The following is a 20620-nucleotide window of genomic DNA, read 5'->3' on the forward strand; positions in this document are numbered from 1 at the left end:
CTGCCTAGATACCCAGGAATTCCTTGATGTTGCCGCTCACGATGCGTGCGGCGTCCTCGGGACCGACTACCTCGACGACCGCGGCCAGTGACTGCTCGGAGTAGCCGAAGGTGCTCTCGTTGTGCGGATAGTCCGAGGACCACATCACCCGGTCGACACCGATCTGGTCGATGACGGCCAGGCCCAGCGGGTCCACCATGAAAGAAGCCCGCATATGGTTCTGCCAGTAGTGGCGCACCTCGTGTTCCACCGGACGGTTGTACATGTGCCGGTAGGACGCGTTCATGTGCTCGGCATCCTGGAGAGCCGCGGCGACCCAGTTGATCCCGCCCTCGAACCAGCCGATCTGCAGACCCGGGTGCCGGTCGATGATCCCGCTGAAGAGGTACTTGGAGAACAGCTCCCGGAAGGGAGCCACATTGTGCATCATGCCGACCACGACACTGTTCACCTCGCACGGCGCGGACAGCGGGGATTCACCGATATGGTGCGATACCGGTACCCCGGATTCCTCGATGGCGTCCCAGACGCCGATCATCGAGGTGCTGCCGTAGTCGATGACCTTGCCGTCGTCGTCCTTGCCGGCCGACAACGGCAGCAGAAATGTTCTGAGGCCGAGTGCTTTCAACTCGGTCAGGGTGCGGCGCGCTCCGTCGGCGTCCCACCAGTTGATCAGGCCGACACCGTACAGTGTGCCGCCGGAGCGCTCCTGTACCTCGGCGATGTACTCGTTGTAGATGCGGAAACAGCGCTCCCGGATGGCTTTGTCCGGATAGAACAGCAGCGCCAGCAGCGAGTTGGGGAAGGCCAGTTCCTTGTCGATCCCGTCGGCGCGCAGATCCGCCACCCGGGCTTCGAGGTTGGTGCTCCCGGAGCCGTCGAGGGGGTCGTACTGCATCAGCACCCGGCTGAAATCACCGGGCAGGAACGACTTTCCCTTGCGCCCGATCTGGTACGCCCCGTCCTCGTACCACACCCGGGGCGCCTTGTCCCGGAGTTCCTCGGGGAACCGCTCGTAGAAGATGTCGTCGGCGAGGGAGATGTGATTGTCGGCGGAGAAGACCTCGGTGCCGGCGGGGAGTCCGAGTGTGCCCTCGGCATGGCCCCGGCGATCCTTCGGCGGGCCGAAACCCTGCGGCGGGTAGAGCTGGGCACTGCTGGGCGAAGTCGGCATCGTGACCCTCCAATGGATCGTTTGATTCGCGAATCTGCCGTCGGCGGTCGTGGTCCCGGGCCGGCCGTTGCCGTCACGGTGTCATGCCGATTCCCTATGGCCGGTCGCCTCGGGAAGTCGGTGCGCGCGCGGCCGGATTCCGGTGGTTCATCCGCCAAGCTGAAAACGACATTATCACAATAGGAGAGTGACATTCTACGCATACGTGTGAATCTGCCTGTTCTTCTGCGGGTAGTGCAGGGAGAATGTTATTTTCATCCCGGGTCGATGTCAGTCCCTGCGGAGGCGGGCGCTCGGTGGATTCCGAGGCGTGGGCGACCGCGATTCGCCTGTGAAGACCCATTGCCGGGGCAACTTCCCTGTAACCCTTGTCACATCCTGGAAACCAACCTACTGTGTGTTCACTAGGTTTGTCAGATCGGGGTTCGGGCCATGACAGCTCCTCGTCCTTATGCCTCACTCCTCGCCAAGGGGGAAGACCGTAGGCAGCGCATCCTCGCCGTCGCGCAGCGGCTGCTCACCCGTAACGGCTGGCGCGGAACCACGCTCGCGCAGATCGCCGGAGAGGCCGGAGTGACCTCCGCGGGGTTGTTGCACCACTTCTCCTCGAAAGAGCAATTGCTGCACGCCGTTCTGGATGCCCGCGACGCCCAGGATTTCGAGGATGCCGATATCAGCGGCGATCTCGTGATCGAGATACGCAAGGTGGTCACCCGGATGGAACGTCATCCGGAGCTGGTCGGCACCTTCGTGGTGCTGCTCGTCGAGAACCTGATGCCCGAGGCGCCGCTACACGATCGGATGCTCGATCGCTGGCAAACGGCTGTCGAACTCGTCGTCCAGGCGATCCGGAGAGGCCAGGACAGCGGCCGGTACCGGCGCGATATCGATCCACGGGTGCGTGCCGTGGAAATCGTGGCCTTCTTGAACGGAATGGAGATCTCATGGCTGCTCGATCGTTCGATCCCGCTGGCCGACGTATTCAACGGTTACACCGAGTCGCTGGCCCGCGACTTGGCGGCGAAGGAGATGTTATGAGGTACCGACTCGATGTGGTGGCGGCGACCGTGGCCGACGCGGTCCAGTTCGCCGGCGGGTGGCTGTTCGATCGATCGGTGGCCGGCTGGGATGTGACCGTCCTGCTCGCACAGCCCTCCGATATCCGCCCGTTGAAGATTCTCGGCGCCGAGGTGCGTGAACTCGACGCCGTGCTGGCGACGGAGGTACCCGGTCGGCTGCCGCAGGCGCTGGCCGTCGATGCCGATGTCTGTAGCCGGGACGGCCGAGCCCGCAAGGGAGTGCTGCGGGCGCTGGAAGATCGCGGGATCGAGGTCGTCGTCTGGGGGGAGGGCTGGCCGGCCGGTCAAGACCACGGCGTGGACCCGGTGCTGCACCGGCTCAGCTACGCGGCGCGGGCGTTCAAGGCGCAGGCGATGGTGGCCGCCGGGTTGTCGCCCACCGCGGTGACGCCGAGTGAGATCTTCCGCAGCGGTGCCATGGAGTACGCGCCGTTCTGCGCGGATCTGGTGCCCGCGGTCTGAGGAATTGTCGGCGCATCCCGCCGTGGCTTCCGGTAGGGGTGCGGGAGTAGCGGGCCGGGTCGGTGCGGTATCGCGCCGACCCGGACAGTGGCTGCGGCGGCGGGTGACCGGCAGTGGGGCCGGGCATGCGAGAGAGGGGGTGGCGCCGCCGTTTTCCGCTCTTGGGTCGTTACCCGGGTCCGCGTGATCCATAAAGTCCTTCGTACGCATTCGTGCGAATTCAATCCGGGGCCGGAGTGCCGGGGGATTTTGAAACGTCGAATTTCACAAACCGGGAGTCGCCCGGGGGTTGACGCGCGGGTTTCGCCAACCGCGCTGTGGGGGAATCCTGCCTGTTCGAGGCGGTTTGGCTGCGGTCGAGGGGCTGTTTGCCCGGTCTGCCTGGATGTTCCAGGGAACTTGCCGGAAGGTATTGAATTCTCCCAATTCGGATGTCATCCTATTGAAAATCGAGAATGACATTTCCGTACCGAGATATGCGACAGCATGCCGGCTGAGACGGCCTGAGCCATCGGATCCTGATCCGTAGCCGTCCCGGATACCGCTCGTCGCACCGCGGCTCGCCATGGAGCCGCCCCGTCTCGGTGGGAGCGTGCCGTCCGGTACACCCACCGAGCCGTCGATCGTTCGACAGGAGCACTTCGATGCCGAATTCCTCGTTGCCCGGGTGGGTCCCGGGCCGGCCGGGGGACCGTCCGAACGTCCCGGCGGCTTCGACTCCCGATACCGCGAGGCTCGGATGACCGCTCGCACACCGGTCTGGATTCGCGCCAGAGATCGTGTCGCCGGTCCTCTTCAGACTGTGGGCGGACTGTTCGCCATGACCGCCGACGCGGTGAAATTCGCCTTCCGCCGCCCTTTCCAGACCCGGGAGTTCCTGGAGCAGGCGTGGTTCATCGTGCGGGTCTCGCTGGTTCCGACGCTGCTGGTGGCGATTCCGTTCACCGTGCTGGTCAGCTTCACGCTCAATATCCTGCTGCGCGAGCTGGGCGCCGCCGACCTCTCCGGGGCGGGCGCGGCCTTCGGCGCGGTGACCCAGGTGGGTCCGATGGTGACGGTGTTGATCGTGGCCGGTTCGGGAGCCACCGCCATGTGCGCCGACCTGGGCTCCCGGACCATCCGGGAGGAGATCGCGGCCATGGAGGTGCTCGGGATCGACCCGGTCCAGCGTCTGGTCACCCCGCGCATGCTGGCCTCCGGCCTGGTCGCGCTCCTGCTGAACAACCTGGTCTGCATCATCGGAGTGCTCGGCGGATACGTCTTCTCGGTGTACGTGCAGGACGTGAATCCGGGTGCCTTCGTCGCCGGTATCACCCTGCTCACCGGTATCAACGAGGTCGTCATCTCGTCGGTGAAGGCCTTGCTGTTCGGGCTGGTCGCCGGGATCGTCGCCTGTTACCGCGGACTGATCGTCACCGGCGGCGCCAAAGCGGTCGGCAACGCGGTCAACGAGACCGTCGTCTACGCGTTCATGTCGCTGTTCGTCATCAACGTGATGGTGACGGCGATCGGCATCCAGCTGACGACCGGATGAGAGGAGGTATCCGATGACAGCCTCCGAGGTCCTGACGGCTCGGTATCCGGTATTGATCCGCCGCCTGCGCAAACCGGTCGACGTCCTGGGCAGGGTCGGTGACCATGCCATCTTCTATGTGAAGGCCTTGGCGTTCGCCCCCCTGGCGGCCTGGCGGTACAAGCGCGAGACCATCCGGCTGATCGCCGAGATCAGTATGGGCGCGGGCACACTGGCCGCTTTCGGCGGCACGGTGGTGATCGTCAGCTTCCTGACCCTGGCCACCGGCGGCACTCTCGCGGTACAGGGCTACAGCTCGCTCGGCGATATCGGGATCGAGGCGCTCACCGGCTTCCTGTCCGCGTTCATCAATGTCCGGATCTCGGCGCCGGTGGTGGCCGGTATCGGGTTGGCGGCGACCTTCGGCGCCGGGGTGACGGCGCAGCTGGGCGCCATGCGGATCAACGAGGAGATCGATGCCCTGGAATCGATTGCGATCGAGCCGATCTCGTATCTGGTCGGCACCCGGATCATGGCCGGGATGATCGCCATCACCCCGCTGTACGCGATCGCGGTGATCGCCTCGTTCCTGGCCAGCCGGTTCACCACCGTGGTGATCCTCGGACAGTCCTCCGGCCTCTACGACCACTATTTCGCCACCTTCCTCAACCCGATCGACCTGGTCTGGTCGTTCCTGCAGGCGATCCTCATGGCGATCACGATCCTGCTGATCCACACCTATTTCGGTTTCTTCGCCGCCGGCGGTCCGTCCGGTGTCGGGACCGCGGTCGGTAACGCGGTGCGCACCTCGCTCATCGCGGTGGTGTCGGTGACGCTGCTGGTCTCGCTGGCCGTGTACGGGTCCAACGGAAACTTCGAGCTGTCGGGGTAGGGATGGCGCTGGTGGCAAACGAAACTCAGTCGTGGCCGGACCGGCCGCCGGTGGGGCCGCAACCGTCCGCGCCCGCCACCGGGCGAGGCCGGCGGGACCGGCTCCGGCCGCTGTGGGCCGCGGGCCGGCCCGCGGCGGGTCTGCTGGCGATCGCCGCGGGCACGGCCATCGTGGTCCTCGCCGTCACGCTGTTCCAGGGCGGGTTCGCCGATACCGTCGCGGTCACCGTGCATTCGCCGCGCGCCGGCCTGGTGATGTACCCGGATGCCGAAGTGAAACTGCGCGGGGTGACGGTGGGCGCGGTGCAGTCCATCGCCGAACGGCCCGACGGCACCGCCGAGATCGAGCTCGCCATCGACCGCGGCAAGCTGGATCGTATTCCGGCCGATGTCACCGTGGACATCGCCTCCACCACCGTGTTCGGCGCCAAGTACATCCAGCTGGTACCGCCCGAGCAGCCCTCGGACCGTCATCTCGAACCCGGGCAGCTGTTCGCCGCCGATAGTGTGACCGTCGAGATCAACACGGTCTTCCAGCAGCTCACCGAGGTACTCGGTGAGATCCAGCCGGAGAAACTCAACGAGACACTCGGCGCGCTGGCCAATGCGATGCGCGGACGCGGTGACCGGGTGGGCCAGATGATGGTCGATCTGGAGGCGTTCCTGGCGAAACTCGAACCCGGATTGACCGCGCTGCGCGCCGATCTCGCGATGGCGCCGCAGGTCACCGGGGTATACGCGGACTCGGCGCCCGCCCTCGTACAAACCGTCGGCAACGCCACCGCGCTCAGCGATACCGTGGTGGCCGAACAGCAGCAGCTCGACGTCCTGCTCATGAGCCTCATCGGTCTGGCCGATACCGGGAACCGGGTGATCGGCGACAACGGACCGGCGCTGGCGAGCACCCTCGACGTCCTGGTCCCGACCACCGACCTCACCAATCGCTACCGCCAGGCCCTGACCTGCGCGCTGGACGGCCTCGGCTATCTGGCGTCGGTGGATCCGGTGAAGGTGCCCGGTATCGGCCTGTCGGCGAACTTCCTGTGGGGCGTGGAGCCCTACCGCTATCCGGAGCATCTGCCGAAGGTCGCGGCCTCGGGCGGGCCGCAGTGTTCGATGCTGCCGGTCGGCTACGAGGACTTCCCGCCGTACGTGGTCACCGATATCGGCGCCAATCCGCACGCCGGGCCGTTCCGGTCCGGGCTGACCCTGAACACCGAATCGCTGGCGCGGGCGCTGTTCGGTCCGGCCGCCGCCGGGAAGGGAGCCCCGTGATGAGCAACCGGAACACGCCCCCGGTGAAATTCGGCATCTTCGCCGCGGTGATGGTGGTGCTGTCGGCCTGCCTGATCATCGTATTCGGCGAGTACCGCAGCGGATCCACCACCGAGTACTCGGCGATATTCGCCGATTCGTCGGGTCTGCGCGACGGCGACACCGTCCGGGTCTCGGGGGTGGTCGTGGGCTCGGTGCGCGGGGTCACGCTGGAGAAGGACCAGCGGGTGCGGGTGGATTTCGACGCCGACCGCGCGCTGCCGCTGACCACCGGCACGCAGGTGGCCGTGCGCTACCTCAACCTCGTCGGCGACCGCTATCTCGAACTCACCGACAAACCCGGCAACGCCCTGCCCGCGGGTGGGCAGCTGCCGGTGGAGAACACCGTCGGCGCCCTCGACTTGGACCTGCTGCTCGGCGGGCTGAAACCGGTGATCCAGGGACTCAACGCCCGGGATGTGAACGCGCTGACCTGGTCGCTGCTGGAAATCGTGCAGGGCAAGGAGGGCACCGTGAACTCCATCCTCGGCCGGACCGCGTCGTTCTCCGCGGCGCTCGCCGACAACAACGAGGTCATCGAGCAGTTGATCGACAATCTCAATACCGTGATGACGACCCTGTCCGCGGAGGGCGGCCGGTTCACGAATCTGGTGGACCGGCTCGAACAGCTCATCACCCAGCTCTCCAACGACCGCGACCCCATCGCCGCGGCCATCGACTCGCTGGAGGCCGGGACGGCCACGGTCGCCGATCTGCTCGCCCAGGGCCGGCCGCCGCTGGCCGGCGCGATCGCGCAGGTGAACCGGCTCGCCGCGAATATCGACGGCGACAGCCAGACCCTCGACACCGCACTACAGAAGGCGCCGGAGAACTTCCGCAAACTGGTGCGCACCGGGGCCTACGGCAATTTCATCCAGTACTACCTGTGCGATCTGACGCTACGGGTCAACGATCTGTCGGGCCAGGTCGTGGAGATCCCGGCCGCCGTACAGACCGACGGAAGGTGCGCTCCCTGAGATGTTTCGATATCGCGGAAGACATCTGCTGCGGCACGGCCTGGTCGGGATCGTGCTCATCGTCTGTGTCATCTCCCTGGGGCTGCAGTCACAGCAGGTGATCGCCTGGGGTACCACCGTGCGCTATCAGGCCGTTTTCCAGGAGGCCGGTGGGTTGGAGGCCGGGGACGAGGTGATCGTGTCGGGGGTGCGGGTCGGTTCGGTGACCGAGGTCGGACTCGACAACGGGAACGCGCGGGTGGTGTTCACCGTGCGCAGCTCGGTTCCGGTCGGTGCGGAAAGCTGGGTGCAGATCAAGACGGGTTCGCTACTGGGTAAGCGGATCATGACCCTGGTCTCGCGCGGCACCGAGCACCTGCGCCCGCTGGAGACCATCCCGGTCGAGCGGACCTCGTCGCCGTATTCGCTGACCGACGCGCTGGGCGACCTCACCACCACTGCCGGCGCCATGGACACCGATTCGCTGAACAGCTCGCTGAATATGCTGTCCTCCACGCTGGATCAGATCGCACCACAATTGGGCCCGGCGTTCGACGGGCTGTCGGAGCTGTCGAAATCCATCAACAGCCGCAATACCGCGTTGCGCGATCTGCTCACCGCGTCCCGGGATGTCACCGCGATCCTCGCCGACCGCAGCCGGCAGGTGAACACCATGCTGCTCAACGCCAATACGCTGATCGGGGTCCTCGACGACCGTCGGCAGGCGATCGCGACGCTGCTGGCCAATACCGCGGCGGTGGCAGATCAGCTCACCAAGCTGGTAGCCGACAACGAAGCCGAACTGGGGCCCGCCCTGGACCGGTTGAACTCGGTGGCCGCGCTACTGCAACGCAACCGGGACAATATCGCCGCGGCCATCCCCGGCCTGGCGAAAGCCTCCCTCACCCAGGGCGAGGCCGTATCGGGCGGACCGTTCTACAACGCCTATGTCGCCAATCTGATCCCGGCCCAGTGGATCCGGCCGTTCGTGGATGCCGCGTTCGGTGGCTCTGTCCCGCAGCCTCCGGCCCCGCAACCGGCCACCGCTCCGCAACCGGGGGCGCCGCGATGAACCGGGCACTGACCACGCGGATCGTGGCGGGCGTCCTGGCGGTCGCGGTGGTGGCCGCCGCGTTCGTCGTCGTGAACCGTACCCTGCTCGCGCCCGCGACCATCCGGGCCGTATTCGGGACCGCCACCGCCATCTACCCCGGTGACGACGTACGGGTGTCCGGGGTGAAGGTCGGCACGATCGCGGGTATCGAACCGCACGGCACCACCGTGGAAATGGAACTGAGCATCGACCGGGACGTGGACATCCCGGCCGAGGCGGGGGCGGTGATCGTCGCACAGAGCCTGGTGGACTCCCGCTACGTCCAGCTCACCCCCGCCTATCGCGGGGAGGGCGAGACCCTGCGCGACGGCGCGGTGATCCCGCTGGAACGTACCGCGGTGCCGGTGGAATGGGACGAGATCAAAACTCAGCTCACCCGGCTGGCCACCGAACTGGGACCCGACGGCGACAAGTCCTCCGGGCCCGCGGGCCGCTTCATCGACAGCGCCGCCGACGCGCTCGCCGGTAACGGCGACAAGTTACGCCAGGTGCTCGCGCAACTGTCCGGGGTCGGACGCATCCTGGCCAACGGCAGCGGTGATATCGCCGACACCATAAAGAACCTGCAGATCTTCGTCACCGCGCTGCGGGACAGCAATGTGCAGATCGTGCAGTTCCAGAACCGGCTGGCCACACTGACCAGCGTGCTGGACAGCAGCCGTTCCGATCTCGACGCGGCCCTGAACAATCTCACCGTCGCGGTGGGCGAGGTGCAGCGGTTCGTCTCGGAGAACCGGGACAGGGCGAGCGAACAGGTGGGCCGGCTGGCCGATGTCACCCAGAACCTGGTGGACAACCGCGGCGAACTCGAGGAACTGCTGCACATCTTCCCGACCAGCCTGGCCAACTTCTACAACATCTACAACCCCGATACCGGTACCGAGGCAGGGGTTTTCGTGCTGAACAACTTCTCCAATCCGATCGAGTTCGTCTGCGGCGGCATCGCCAGCGTGGAGAACATCGGCGCCGCGGAGGCCGCGCGCAAATGCCGCGACTACCTCGGGCCGGTGCTCGGCCTGATGAACTTCAACTATCTTCCGGTGCCGGTGAATCCCGCACTCGGGCCCTCGGCCGCACCGGGCAACATCATCTACAGCGAACCCGATCTGGTTCCGGCGGCCGCGGCCGTGGACCCCGCGGCGCCACCACCCCCGCCGGCGCCCACCCTCGCCGATATCCTCTTCCCCGGCGGGCGGTGATCCCGTGGTGAGACCGGAACGCGCGTACCGGGTACGCAGGGCTGTCGTGGGTTGCGCGTGTGTGATCGCCACCGCCTCCGGCTGCGCGTGGGACGGGGTGAACTCGCTGCCGCTGCCCGGCGCCACCGGCCGCGGCCCCGACGCCACCACGCTCTACGTGGAAATGGCCGATGTCGGCACCCTGACCCCGAATTCACCGGTGCTGATCGACGATGTGGTGGTCGGCAGTATCGGCGATATCCGGGTCGAGAACTGGCACGCGCTGGTGGAGGTGTCCGTCCAGCCGGGCGAGGTGGTCCCGGCGAACGCGCAGGCGCGGGTCGGGCAGACCAGTCTGCTCGGCTCGATGCATCTGGCCCTGGACCCACCGCCCGGGCAGCCGCCGCAGGGCCGGCTGGATTCCGGCGCCCGGATCACCCTCGACGACACCGCCACCTACCCGTCGACCGAACAGACCCTGGCCTCGCTGTCGGTGGTGGTCAACGGCGGCGGTCTGGGGCAGGTGGGCGATATCGTCAGCAGTCTCGGCGCGGCGTTCGAGGGGCGCGAGACGAATATCCGCGCGCTGCTGGACCGTCTGGATGTCTTCCTGGGCACGCTCGACGACCAGCGTGCCGATATCGTCGCCACCATCGACGGGCTCAACCGGCTGGGCAGTACCTTCGCCGCCCAGCGCGATGTCCTCACCGAGGCGCTGCGCCGGATCCCGCCGGCGCTGGATGTCCTGATCCGGGAGCGGCCGGACCTGGTGACCGCGCTGGACCGTCTACGCGCCTTCAGCGATACGACCAACGGTGTGCTGACCGCGGTGCACGACGATCTGCTCACCAACCTGCGCAATCTGGAACCCACCCTGCAGGCGCTGGCCGACGTGGGCACGGACATCAACAGTGCCGTCGCGTTCGCGACCGTGTTCCCCTACGGGCAGTACCTCGTCGACAACGGGGTGCGCGGCGACTTCATCAACCTGTTCGCCACGGTCGACCTGACCATCCCGCGACTGCGCCGGGAACTCCTGCTGGGTACGCCGTGGGGCGACCCCACCGCCGTCATCCAGGCGGCGGTGGGCGATCCGGGTTACGCGGCGCAGACAAAGGATCCGCTCGGTTTCGGAGTGACCGCGCCGGCGCCCGCCCCGGCCCCGGCACCCCCGCCGGATCAGCCGCCGGCGCCGGAACCCGCGCCGGTCGCCCCCGCGCCCGCGCTGCCGTTCCCGCTACCGCCGCTACCGCTACCGCAGATACCCCTGCCGCCCGGGATCGGAGGCCGCTGATGCTGCTGTCCCGCTTCGTCCGTGCCCAGCTGATCATCTTCAGTATCGTCTCGGTGATCGGCCTGGTCGTGATGTCGGTGTTCTATATGAAACTGCCGAATCTGGCCGGGGTCGGAACCATCGATGTGACGGTCGACCTGCCGGAGGCCGGTGGCCTCTACCGGTTCGGCAATGTGACCTACCGGGGAATCCAGGTGGGCAAGGTGACCCGGGTCGACCTGTCCGGTGACGGGGTGCGGGCCACGCTCGCGATCGACGGCTCACATCGCATCCCGGCCGATCTGACCGCCGAGGTGCGCAGCGTCTCCGCGGTGGGGGAGCAGTACGTGGATCTGCTGCCGCGCACCGATTCGCCGCCGTACCTGTACGACGGCGCCACCATCGAGCGTCGCGACACCGAGATCCCGCAACCCGTCGGCCCGATGCTGGACCGGCTCAGCGCGCTGGTCGGCACGATCCCCAAGGACGATCTGCGCCGGTTGCTCGACGAGATGTTCGCCGGTGTCAACGGCGCGAGCGAGGATCTCGATTCGCTGCTGGGCTCGGCCGAGAAATTGACCGCGACGATGAACGGCGTCGGCGACAACACCCGCGTCCTGGTGGAAGATGCCGTACCGCTGCTGGATTCGCAGGTGCGGTCGGCGGACGCCATCCGGATCTGGACCCGCGCCACCGCCGATGTCACCGGTCAATTGGTGGCGAACGATCCGCAGCTGCGCACCCTGCTGCACTCCGGGCCGGGCTTCGCCGACGAGGTGTCCGGACTGCTGGACTCGCTCCAGCTCACCCTGCCGGTGCTGCTGTCCAACCTGACCACGGTGGGGCAGCTGGCGGTCACCTACAACGCCGGTCTGGAACAGCTGCTGGTACTGCTCCCGCCGGCGGTGTCGCTGGTCCAGGCGGTGCAGCCGACCAAGAACGCGTCCGGGCTCGGCATCGGTGACTTCCGGATCAGCGGTGTGTCCGATCCGCCGGCGTGTACGGTCGGGTTCCTTCCCCCCTCGCAGTGGCGGTCGCCCCAGGACGTCACCACCATCGACACCCCCGACAACCTCTACTGCAAACTGCCGCAGGATCATCCGATCGCGGTCCGCGGCGCCCGCAATATCCCGTGTGCCGGCAACCCCGCGAAACGGGCCCCCACCGCGGCCATCTGCAACAGTGACCAGGATTTCGTCCCCGTCGCCCCGGAGCAGCCGGTGGTGGGGCCCTATCCGCGCGATCCGGAGCTGGAAGAGCAGGGCATCCCGCCGGATTCACGATTCTCCCCACCGCCGGGTAACGCCCCGGCCGCGGATACGACCGCGCCGGGCGCCGCCGCGCCGGCCGTAGCGTTCGCGCAGTACGACCCGAGTACGGGTGAATACCTGGGACCCGACGGGCAGCTCTACCGGCAGACCGATCTGGTGGCGGACAGCCACAGCAGCTGGGAGGAGATGCTTCCCCACTGAACACCCAGGGCGGGAGCGGCAATTCCGCTCCCGCCTGGGTGTTCCCGGACTTTCCGTCCTGTCAGCTCCGGGGGAGGCCGAGTACGCGCTGCGCGATGATATTGCGCTGGATCTCGGAGGTGCCGCCTGCGATGGTGCCGGAGAAGCTGCGGAGATAGCGTTCGAACCAACTCGGCGCGTGATCCTCGAGGTTCAGCAGATTGTGCCGGGAGGTGACCGAGGGATGGGTCAGGCCGTCGGCACCGGCCGCGTCGAGCGCGGCCTCCAGGCCGTGCTGCACGGCTTCTGAGCCCAGCAGTTTCAGTACCGACAGCGCCGCCACATCGGTTTCGCCGCGCGATTCCCGGGCCAGGGCCGCCGAGCCCAGCAGTTCCAGCGCTTGCAGATCCATCACCGAGGTCGCGAACCGGTCGGTGTCGAGTTCGGTGCGCGGCGTGAAATCCGCGACCAGCATCCGCAACCGCTGGGCGAAACTCATCCACAGCAGTGTGCGTTCGTGCCCGAGCGAGCCATTGGCCACGGTCCAGCCCATGTTCAGCTCACCCACCAGATTCTCCACCGGAACGTGGGCGTCCTCGAAGAAGACCTCGTTGAAATCGAGATCGTCGGCGGCGCACGCCGAGGCGAACGGCCGGCGCCGCACCCCCGGGGTATCGGTGGGGATCAGCAGCACCGAGATACCGCGATGTTTGGGGGCCGCCGGATCGGTGCGGACGAAGGTCAGGATCACATCGGAATCGTGCGCGCCGGAGGTCCACACCTTCTGGCCGTTGACGACGAAGTGGTCACCGTCGCGCACCGCCCGGGTACGTAATCCCGCCAGGTCCGAACCGGCTCCCGGTTCGCTCATACCGAGCGCGGCCGACATCTCGCCGCGCAGGATGGGTACGGCCCATTTCCGCTGCTGTTCGGGGGTGCCGAAGGTGATGAGAGAGGCGGCGATGATGCCCTGGCCCTGCGGATTGCAACTCTCGTAGATCTTGCGCGCGGCCAGTTCCTCGCGGTGCACGTACTGCTGCAGGACGGTGGCATTACGACCGCCGAACTCCGGCGGATAGCCCGGTACCAGCCAGCCGTGGTCGAATTGGACCGACTGCCATTCGCGGGCCCACTGCGGCACATGCGAGCTCGAGCGCGGTCGTTCGACCGCGGTGGCCTCGGGCGGCAGGTACTCGTCGAGGAACGCGATGAACTCGGCGCGGAATCGTTCCACGTCCTCGTCGAAACTCAGCTGCACTGTGGACCTCCTTTTGCGAATTATGAGAATAACATTCTCCGATAGAGATATTCTAGTTTCCGAAGGTAGGTCGACCGGCCGGGGCAACGGGTTCACTCCGGGTGAGTCGCCGCGGTGACGGGAGGTACGGCCATGCGGAGTGCCGGCAATGGGCTGACCCTGCAGCAGCGGATCGACGAGCGGTCGGTGCGTACCACCAAATTGTTCGGTAGCGCCGCGGTCCAGCGATTCCTGGACGCCGCCCGGGCGCTGATCACCGAACGCGGCAGTACCGATTTCACCATGCACGAGGTGGTGGACAACGCGGGCCAGTCGCTGCGCAGTTTCTACCTGCTCTTCGACGGCAAACACGAACTGCTGCTGGCTCTCTACGAAGAGGCGATCGCGAAAGTGGCCGGCCAGATCCGCGAGGCCACCGGTAACGACGACGATCCGCTGGACAAGTTGCGGCTCGCGGTGGAGCTACTGTTCGAGTTCTGCCGGCCGGACCCGGGTGCGCATCGCCCGCTGTTCACCGAGTACGCGCCGCAACTGCTGATGTCGGACCCCATCGAGATCCAGGTCGCGCATGCCTCGCTGTTCGAGTTGCTGGCCGATCTCATGCGCGACGCGGCCGCCGCGGGTCATCTCTGGCCCGGTACGCGACCGCGTCGGCTGGCCGCGATGACCCTGCAGACGGTGATGTTCGTGGCCCAGGGGGCCCGCACCGACGACGGGTCGAACGCGATCACCGCGGCCGAGGTGTGGAACCTCTGTGCCTTCGGTGTGCTCGGGGACGGGGAAGGCGCTGCGTGAACCCATCGGTGACGGCGGTCGAACAGACCGCGCGGTCGGCTAATCGGCGGCGGAGTGCAGCGGATATGATATTCTCAGTTTTCGAGAATATTGATATCGCCACGGGCTGGGCGCCCGGCGTTCAGGAAGTCGTCGTATGAGTATTTCGCTACTGCTGGATATGGCGGCCTCGACCGACCCGGATCGAGTGGCCGTCGTCTCCGGTGAATCGCGCTGGACCGGCGCGGAGCTGGACGCACTGGCACACGGCGGGGCGGGCGCGATCGCGGCCTCCGGCGCGCGCAGCGTCGCGTATGTGGGTACCGGTGGTGCGCTGCTGCCGCTGCTGATCTTCGCCTCGGCCCGGGCGGGGGTGCCGTTCACCCCGTTGAACTATCGGCTCAGCGGCGACAAACTCGCCGAACTCGTGCGGCGCCTCGACGCGCCTCTGGTCGTCCACGACGACGCCTACACGCACGCCGTCACCGGTACGGCCGACCGGCTGTGGACCTCGGCGGAATTCCTGGACAATGCCCGGACCGCGGACCCGGTCGGCGCCGACCCCGATCCCGACTCCGCGGCGGTCGTGCTGTTCACCTCCGGGACCACCTCGCAGCCGAAGGCCGTCGAGCTCTCGCACAACAATCTGGTCAGCTACATCACCGGCACGGTGGAATTCGCCGCCGCCGCGCCCGAGGACGTCTCGCTGATCTGCGTGCCTCCCTACCATGTGGCCGGGGTCGGGGCCGCGCTGTCGAATCTGTACGCGGGCCGGAAGATGGTGTACCTGCGGAATTTCGAACCGCAGGAATGGATCCGGCTGGTCGAGTCCGAACGGGTTACCACGGCGACCGTCGTCCCGACCATGCTGGACCGGATCATCAGTGGCCTGAAAGCGAGCGGTGCGCGCCTGCCCACCCTGCGGACCCTGGCCTACGGTGGATCCAAAGTCGGGCTGCCACTGGTACGGACCGCGCTCGAACTGCTGCCCGACGTCGGCTTCGTCAACGCCTACGGTCTCACCGAGACCAGTTCCACCATCGCGGTCCTCGGCCCGGAAGACCACCGGGCCGCCCTGGTTGCCACCGATGCGGCGGTCGCCGCCCGGCTCGGCTCGGTCGGGCAGCCGGTACCGGGCATCGAAGTGCAGATCCGGGACGAGAGCGGCGCGGTGGTGCCCGCTGGTACGGTCGGCGAGCTGTTCGTCCGCGGGCCGCAGGTCTCGGGCCGGTACACCGGGATCGGTTCGGTACTCGACGCCGAAGGATGGTTTCCCACCAGAGATCTGGCGGTCCTGGACGACGGCGGGTTTCTGTTCGTCCACGGCCGCAGCGACGACACCATCATCCGGGGCGGGGAGAACATCGCCCCGGCCGAGATCGAGGACTTCCTGGTCGAACATCCGGCCGTGCACGAGGTCGCGGTGGTCGGCGTCGAGGACGCCGAGTGGGGGCAGATCATCGTCGCGGTGGTGGTACCCACCGATCCGGGCAGCGTTCCCGATCCGGAGGAACTGCGCACCTACGTGCGGTCCGGATTGCGCGGCTCCCGGACCCCCGACCGCGTGGTGTTCCGGTCCGAACTCCCCGCCACTCCCACCGGGAAGATCCTGCGCCGCGAACTCGTCGCGGATCTGACCCGCGAGACCGCCGGCGCGTAGCGCAGCCGGAGAAAGGAACAACGTTCATGGTGAAAACCGGTACCCGGCTCCGGAGCCAGGTGTGCAGTACCGAGGTCATCATCGTCCGGGCCGCCGACAGTCTCGCCGACCTCCGGGCCGGTGGAGTGCCGATGGTGCCCATCGACGGCGCCGCGCCGGACTCCGGCGGTAGCCCGCAGGAGGGTTTCGCGGACGGCAACCTCATCGGCAAACGCTATGTCGACGCCGACGGCGCCGAAGTGCTCGTGACCAAGGCCGGCGCGGGCACGCTCAGCGTCGGCGACACGCCGCTGACCATCAAGGAAGCAAAGCCGCTGCCCGCAAGCGACTAGGCGCACCTACACATGCGCCCCGGCCATGCGCCGGCTGCGGGCGGACTGCGCCGCAGTGCCATTCGGACGAGTGATCGAGGTGGGACAGATGACCCAGGCCACCACCGACCCGCTGCTCCTGGCGGCGGAGGAAGCCGACGCCGAGGCGGCGGCCGCGGAGGCCGAGGCGGTCGCCGCGCAGGCGTCCGCCACGGCGGCCCGGGCCCGTGCCCGGGCCGCCCGGTTACGCCGGGAAGCGGGGAGTTCGGGCGAACCGCCCGGTTCCGACCCCGCCGGAGCGGAGAAACCGGGCGCCGCGGCGCCGGTGGCCGATACCTCGTCGTCGATGATCGCGGACGATACTGCACCCGCCGCCGACCCGGACGAGGGCACCGAGCCGGCGGAAGCGGCGGCCGATACCGATCCGGAACGGGCCGAGTCCGGCTCTGCCGCATCGGGCGCCGGCCCTGGCGTTACGCCCGTGCAACCCGGGAAAACGAAACGGGCGTGGTTCGCCCGAGTGGTCCGGCAGTTGCCGGTGCGGGCGGCTCACCGTCTGCGGGGTCGCACTCTGGGCCGAGTCGTGGCCGGGGTGGTCGTCGTCGCAGCGCTGGCGGTCAGCGGGTTCTCGATCTGGAACCACCACGAGATCGGTGTCCAGCAAGCCCGGGAGGACGAGTACCTCGACGCGGCGCGGCAGGGCGTCCTGGCCCTCACCAGTATGGATTCGAGGCGAGCCGCCGATGATGTGCGGCGGGTACTCGATCGGTCCACCGGCGCCTTCCGCACCGACTTCCAGACCCGCTCCGAGGATTTCACCAAGGTCGTCGAACAATCCCAGGTCGCGACTCAGGGCGAGATCACCGCTTCGGCGGTCGAATCCATGACCGACGAGTCGGCGGTGGTACTGGTCTCCGCGGTATCGCGGATCACCAATTCCGCGGGAGCCCGGCAGGAGCCGCGGGTATGGCGGTTGAGTGTCACCGTCACCCGCGCCGGCCCGGATCTTTTGATGTCGAAAGTGGAGTTCGTGCCATGAGCATCCCCGGTCTTCTCCGTACCGTCCGCCGATCCCCGGAACCCCTGCTGCTCACCCTGGTGGCCGTGGTCGCGATGGCCGTGGCCGGGTCCTTGCTGGTCTTCCAGTACCGCCCGGACAGCCACGGCGACGCGGTCCGCAACGAGGTGCTCAGCGCCGCGACCGAGGGCACCGTCGCGCTGCTTTCGTATTCCCCGGAGTCGCTGGACACCGATTTCGCGGCGGCGAGATCAAGGATGACCGGCGATTTCCTGACCTACTACAACCAGTTCACCGAAAAGGTCATCGCACCCGCCGCCAAAGAGAAGTCGGTGAAGACCACGGCGACCATCGTGCGATCGGCGGTGGCCGAACTCCACACCGATTCGGCGGTCGCACTGCTGTTCATCAATCAGACGACCACCAGTGCCGAAAAACCCGATCCCGCGCTGGCGGCCAGCAGCGTCCGCGTGACCCTGTCGAAGGTAGCAGGCTCATGGCTGATCTCGTCGTTCGATCCGGTCTGATCGCCCCGTTCGCGAGCGCGGGCCCACGCCTCGCCGGCGTCGACGGGCCGGTCGGGCATGGACGACCGGGGATGACCCGAAGGCGCTGACCGCGGGTGCGGTGCGCCGGCCGCGCGAAAGCAATGCGCTGCTTCCAGGTGTCACGACGCACGGGATTACCGGCAAGACCTCGTCACTGATTTGGTGCCCGAGGCCGAACGCCGGTCCGAACACGAGAAGCTGGGCCGCGCCCCTGGGGCACCCGCAATGCGGGCAAGCTCGCACGAGCAATAAGGTTGCTTTCGGAGATGAACAAAGCCAACCCGGGCCTGTCGCTCGAGCTGGTGTGGGACCTGATCGAGAGCACCGTGTCCAAAGCTGAACTGCGCACCGCCCTGGGTGCGATCGACGAGCCGGTGCCACAGACGGACGCGGAGTTCGACCCCCAGCGCCTCGCGGAGCCGGCCGGGCGGTTCGCGACCGTCCGATCGTTCCCGCCGGCGATGATCCGCGGCATCGACTTCGACGCCACCGGCGACGCCAACGCCGGCGGTGGCGCCGAAGTCGATGCCGCGCCACCGGCGACGCAAACGTCGGCGAGGACACGCACACCCTCGCCGACTTCGTCTCCCCACCGCGTGGGCGCCGCGGGATGCCCGCGCGCCGGCCGGATACCTGCCGCGTCGATCCCGACCTGTTCGGGCGGCGTGGACGAGGAGGGAAATCCGCCCGGTTGGACCGATCTACCGACCGCGGCGACGATTCCGCAGGTAAGGCCTGCCGGAGCTGGTCCGCGAGGTGATGGCGGGGTATCCCGGGTTCGCCGAAGTCTTCACTCATGTTGCCGGCACGAGCGTCCGCGTCGGGCCGAAAACGGCGCGCTACCTGGTTGAATACGCTCAACGACCGAGCCGCCGGTCTGAACGTGAGGCTCGAGCCGATCCCCAGGAGGGGCGACACGAGTTGGGCCGTCTTCTATGGCCACATGGGTGAAGTCACCCGCGCCTATCACCGGCCGCTACGGGATCCCGACGCCCCGGGCGAGGGCGACTGAATCTCCCTATGTCTTCGCCGTACAACGAGATCGCCCACAAGTGCACCAATATCGCGTCCAGGCTGGTCGATACCTTCAGCAAGGCCATCGATGACCTGGCCAGGCGCACCAGAATCGGTCCGCAGGTGCATGAGGGGGTCAACGAGCTGGTCGATGGCGAGCTCCGAGGCTACGGCCAGGTCGAACGAGTCTCATCGCAACTGCCCAATCCCTCGGCGGGGCGCATGCCTGCCGATATATGGCGAGAGAACCCCATCGCCGAACGGGCCGAGAACCTCAGCACCCACGAGACCGAGCAGAACACGCGTCGTGAGGTAGAGAACTCCTTGATTGCAAATCTGGAGCAGCCGAGGGCACCCGGGCCGGGAAGTGGCCACCGATTCGAAATATCTGCGGAAGAGGCGCGGGCGAAGCTCGAGCAGGTCCGGGATAGGGAACCGGATTTCTTTGGAACCGGCAACAAGATACATCTGGTTGACGACACGAGCGCAGGTCCGGCAGTGGTCAGAGCGAAAAAAGAACAAGTGGCCGAGACTTTCTGGAATAAATGGATGCCCGAAAACATGGCCATTGCCTACGCACGTGAGTGCGATGGTGTGAGGACACCTGAGATCCTCTACGCTGGAGTGGACTCCGCTACGGGCAGGGAGTTCGCGATAATGCAGTACATTCCCGGTAGAACGCCGGAGTTCGATGATGCCGAGCTGCTGAATTGGTTACCCGATCTTCTGGATCAGGTGCAGTCGATGTCCTCGCACGCTCTACCGGCAGGAATGAGACTCGACGTCCCGGGGTGGCAGCATCAGATGATCCGGCATGCCGACGACGCATATCACAATCTGCCACCAGATCAGCTGGCGAGGCTCGAAAGGCTCGGGATCGGGCCGCTGTCGGACTATGTCCGGCCGGACCTCGGTCGTGCGGGCGAAGAGGTCGTCTTTGCCCACAACGACCTCTATCCGCCCAACCTTCGGCTCGATGACCGAGGGGAATTGTGGATTTTGGATTGGGAATATGCCGGACCCAGCGATCCACTTTACAACGCCTCTCAATTTCTCGAGCGTTTGTGGGGGGTGGATGAGGCGACTCGTGCTCGGGCCACTGCGATGTGGACCGAGCGGATAGCGCCTGCGAATCCTGCCGTCGATACCGAAGCTGTTCTCGACATGTACCGCACTGTGGCCCACTGGAGAGGGACAGTGCTGGGCGCTGCCGAAATGCCGCCCCGTGTTGCCGCGGACCCGAGCTGCTTCGATGGCTGGGTCGACCTGTATCACGAGCGATTCTCTCATAATCCCGCTTTTCCTGACCTTTCACGGGATGAATTACATACGATTCTTCGCGGATGGGTTGAATGAGCCCGAATGAGCAGACACCACCGGCGTCGTTTCGAGGACGTCCCGTCGGCGATGATCCCGTCGGGGCGGAAATACTTCGCCCGCGCGGCCTCCGGGAGCCCCACATCGGAATCGGCGCCGAAATCGCGCACGAGTTGCTCGAGCGCGAAACCTTCACCACCTGCGGTATGCCCTGTGGGTAGGACTCGGTGAGATAACCGGGGTTCGTCGCCTGGGCCGGTTCGCTCGCCGCACGGCCGGTTCGAGCGCCGTGTTATTCAGGTCACAAACACCTAT

The 20620-nt window shown here is 66.9% G+C and carries 18 protein-coding genes; 16 read left to right on the top strand and 2 right to left on the bottom strand.

What is annotated here, in order from left to right:
* Window positions 1-4: 4 nt before the first annotated feature.
* The gene (locus tag NS4_RS07760) at window positions 5-1174 is read right to left on the bottom strand and encodes an amidohydrolase family protein (protein WP_063058821.1); all 1170 of its coding nucleotides are present in this window, start codon (window positions 1172-1174) and stop codon (window positions 5-7) included.
* Window positions 1175-1606: 432 nt separating this feature from the next.
* Between NS4_RS07760 and NS4_RS07765 the strand changes: the two genes are divergently transcribed.
* The 10 genes from NS4_RS07765 to NS4_RS07810 all read left to right on the top strand — a co-directional run bounded on the left by NS4_RS07765 (window position 1607) and on the right by NS4_RS07810 (window position 12426).
* Entirely contained in the window at window positions 1607-2212 is a 606-nt protein-coding gene (locus NS4_RS07765; RefSeq protein WP_063058822.1) for a TetR/AcrR family transcriptional regulator, read from the top strand.
* Entirely contained in the window at window positions 2209-2715 is a 507-nt protein-coding gene (locus tag NS4_RS07770; protein WP_063058823.1) for a hypothetical protein, read from the top strand. Before NS4_RS07765 ends, NS4_RS07770 begins: the two co-directional genes overlap by 4 nt.
* A 739-nt stretch (window positions 2716-3454) precedes the next feature.
* Window positions 3455-4249, top strand: a complete 795-nt coding sequence (locus NS4_RS07775) for an MlaE family ABC transporter permease (protein ID WP_063058954.1) — start codon at window positions 3455-3457, stop codon at window positions 4247-4249.
* A 13-nt stretch (window positions 4250-4262) separates the two neighbouring features.
* Window positions 4263-5120, top strand: coding sequence for an MlaE family ABC transporter permease (locus NS4_RS07780; protein ID WP_063058824.1), 858 nt, complete (start codon window positions 4263-4265; stop codon window positions 5118-5120).
* A gap of 11 nt (window positions 5121-5131) precedes the next feature.
* On the top strand, window positions 5132-6394 hold the full coding sequence (locus NS4_RS07785) for an MCE family protein (RefSeq protein ID WP_369690203.1): 1263 nt from the start codon (window positions 5132-5134) through the stop codon (window positions 6392-6394).
* Window positions 6394-7410 carry an MCE family protein gene (locus tag NS4_RS07790; RefSeq protein ID WP_063058825.1) on the top strand — a complete coding sequence of 339 codons (1017 nt, stop codon included), beginning with the start codon at window positions 6394-6396 and terminating at the stop codon, window positions 7408-7410. Before NS4_RS07785 ends, NS4_RS07790 begins: the two co-directional genes overlap by 1 nt.
* A gap of 1 nt (window position 7411) precedes the next feature.
* Entirely contained in the window at window positions 7412-8461 is a 1050-nt protein-coding gene (locus tag NS4_RS07795; RefSeq protein WP_063058826.1) for an MCE family protein, read from the top strand.
* The gene (locus NS4_RS07800; RefSeq protein ID WP_063058827.1) at window positions 8458-9702 is read left to right on the top strand and encodes an MCE family protein; all 1245 of its coding nucleotides are present in this window, start codon (window positions 8458-8460) and stop codon (window positions 9700-9702) included. Before NS4_RS07795 ends, NS4_RS07800 begins: the two co-directional genes overlap by 4 nt.
* A 7-nt stretch (window positions 9703-9709) precedes the next feature.
* Entirely contained in the window at window positions 9710-10975 is a 1266-nt protein-coding gene (locus tag NS4_RS07805) for an MCE family protein (protein WP_157105948.1), read from the top strand.
* A 2-nt stretch (window positions 10976-10977) separates the two neighbouring features.
* Window positions 10978-12426, top strand: coding sequence for an MCE family protein (locus NS4_RS07810; RefSeq protein WP_063058956.1), 1449 nt, complete (start codon window positions 10978-10980; stop codon window positions 12424-12426).
* 61 nt (window positions 12427-12487) lie between these two features.
* Here NS4_RS07810 and NS4_RS07815 read toward each other — a convergent pair whose 3' ends face one another.
* Complete coding sequence (locus NS4_RS07815; RefSeq protein ID WP_063058828.1) at window positions 12488-13663, bottom strand: acyl-CoA dehydrogenase family protein; 1176 nt, start codon at window positions 13661-13663, stop codon at window positions 12488-12490.
* Between the two features lie 132 nt (window positions 13664-13795).
* On the opposite strand from NS4_RS07815, the gene NS4_RS07820 reads away from it, so the two are divergent.
* The 6 genes from NS4_RS07820 to NS4_RS07850 all read left to right on the top strand — a co-directional run bounded on the left by NS4_RS07820 (window position 13796) and on the right by NS4_RS07850 (window position 20344).
* On the top strand, window positions 13796-14458 hold the full coding sequence (locus NS4_RS07820; RefSeq protein ID WP_063058829.1) for a TetR/AcrR family transcriptional regulator: 663 nt from the start codon (window positions 13796-13798) through the stop codon (window positions 14456-14458).
* A gap of 136 nt (window positions 14459-14594) precedes the next feature.
* On the top strand, window positions 14595-16097 hold the full coding sequence (locus NS4_RS07825) for a class I adenylate-forming enzyme family protein (RefSeq protein WP_063058830.1): 1503 nt from the start codon (window positions 14595-14597) through the stop codon (window positions 16095-16097).
* 26 nt (window positions 16098-16123) lie between these two features.
* Window positions 16124-16429 carry a hypothetical protein gene (locus NS4_RS07830; protein ID WP_063058831.1) on the top strand — a complete coding sequence of 102 codons (306 nt, stop codon included), beginning with the start codon at window positions 16124-16126 and terminating at the stop codon, window positions 16427-16429.
* Between the two features lie 88 nt (window positions 16430-16517).
* Entirely contained in the window at window positions 16518-17447 is a 930-nt protein-coding gene (locus tag NS4_RS07835; protein ID WP_084487024.1) for an Rv1363c family protein, read from the top strand.
* On the top strand, window positions 17444-17953 hold the full coding sequence (locus tag NS4_RS07840) for a hypothetical protein (protein ID WP_063058833.1): 510 nt from the start codon (window positions 17444-17446) through the stop codon (window positions 17951-17953). The genes NS4_RS07835 and NS4_RS07840 overlap by 4 nt, the downstream gene beginning before the upstream one ends.
* A 1041-nt stretch (window positions 17954-18994) precedes the next feature.
* Complete coding sequence (locus NS4_RS07850) at window positions 18995-20344, top strand: phosphotransferase (RefSeq protein WP_063058835.1); 1350 nt, start codon at window positions 18995-18997, stop codon at window positions 20342-20344.
* The last annotated feature ends 276 nt before the right edge of the window (window positions 20345-20620 follow it).

Origin of the sequence: Nocardia sienata NBRC 100364 (assembly GCF_001613205.1) — a bacterium.
GTDB classification, from domain to species: Bacteria; Actinomycetota; Actinomycetes; order Mycobacteriales; family Mycobacteriaceae; genus Nocardia; species Nocardia sienata.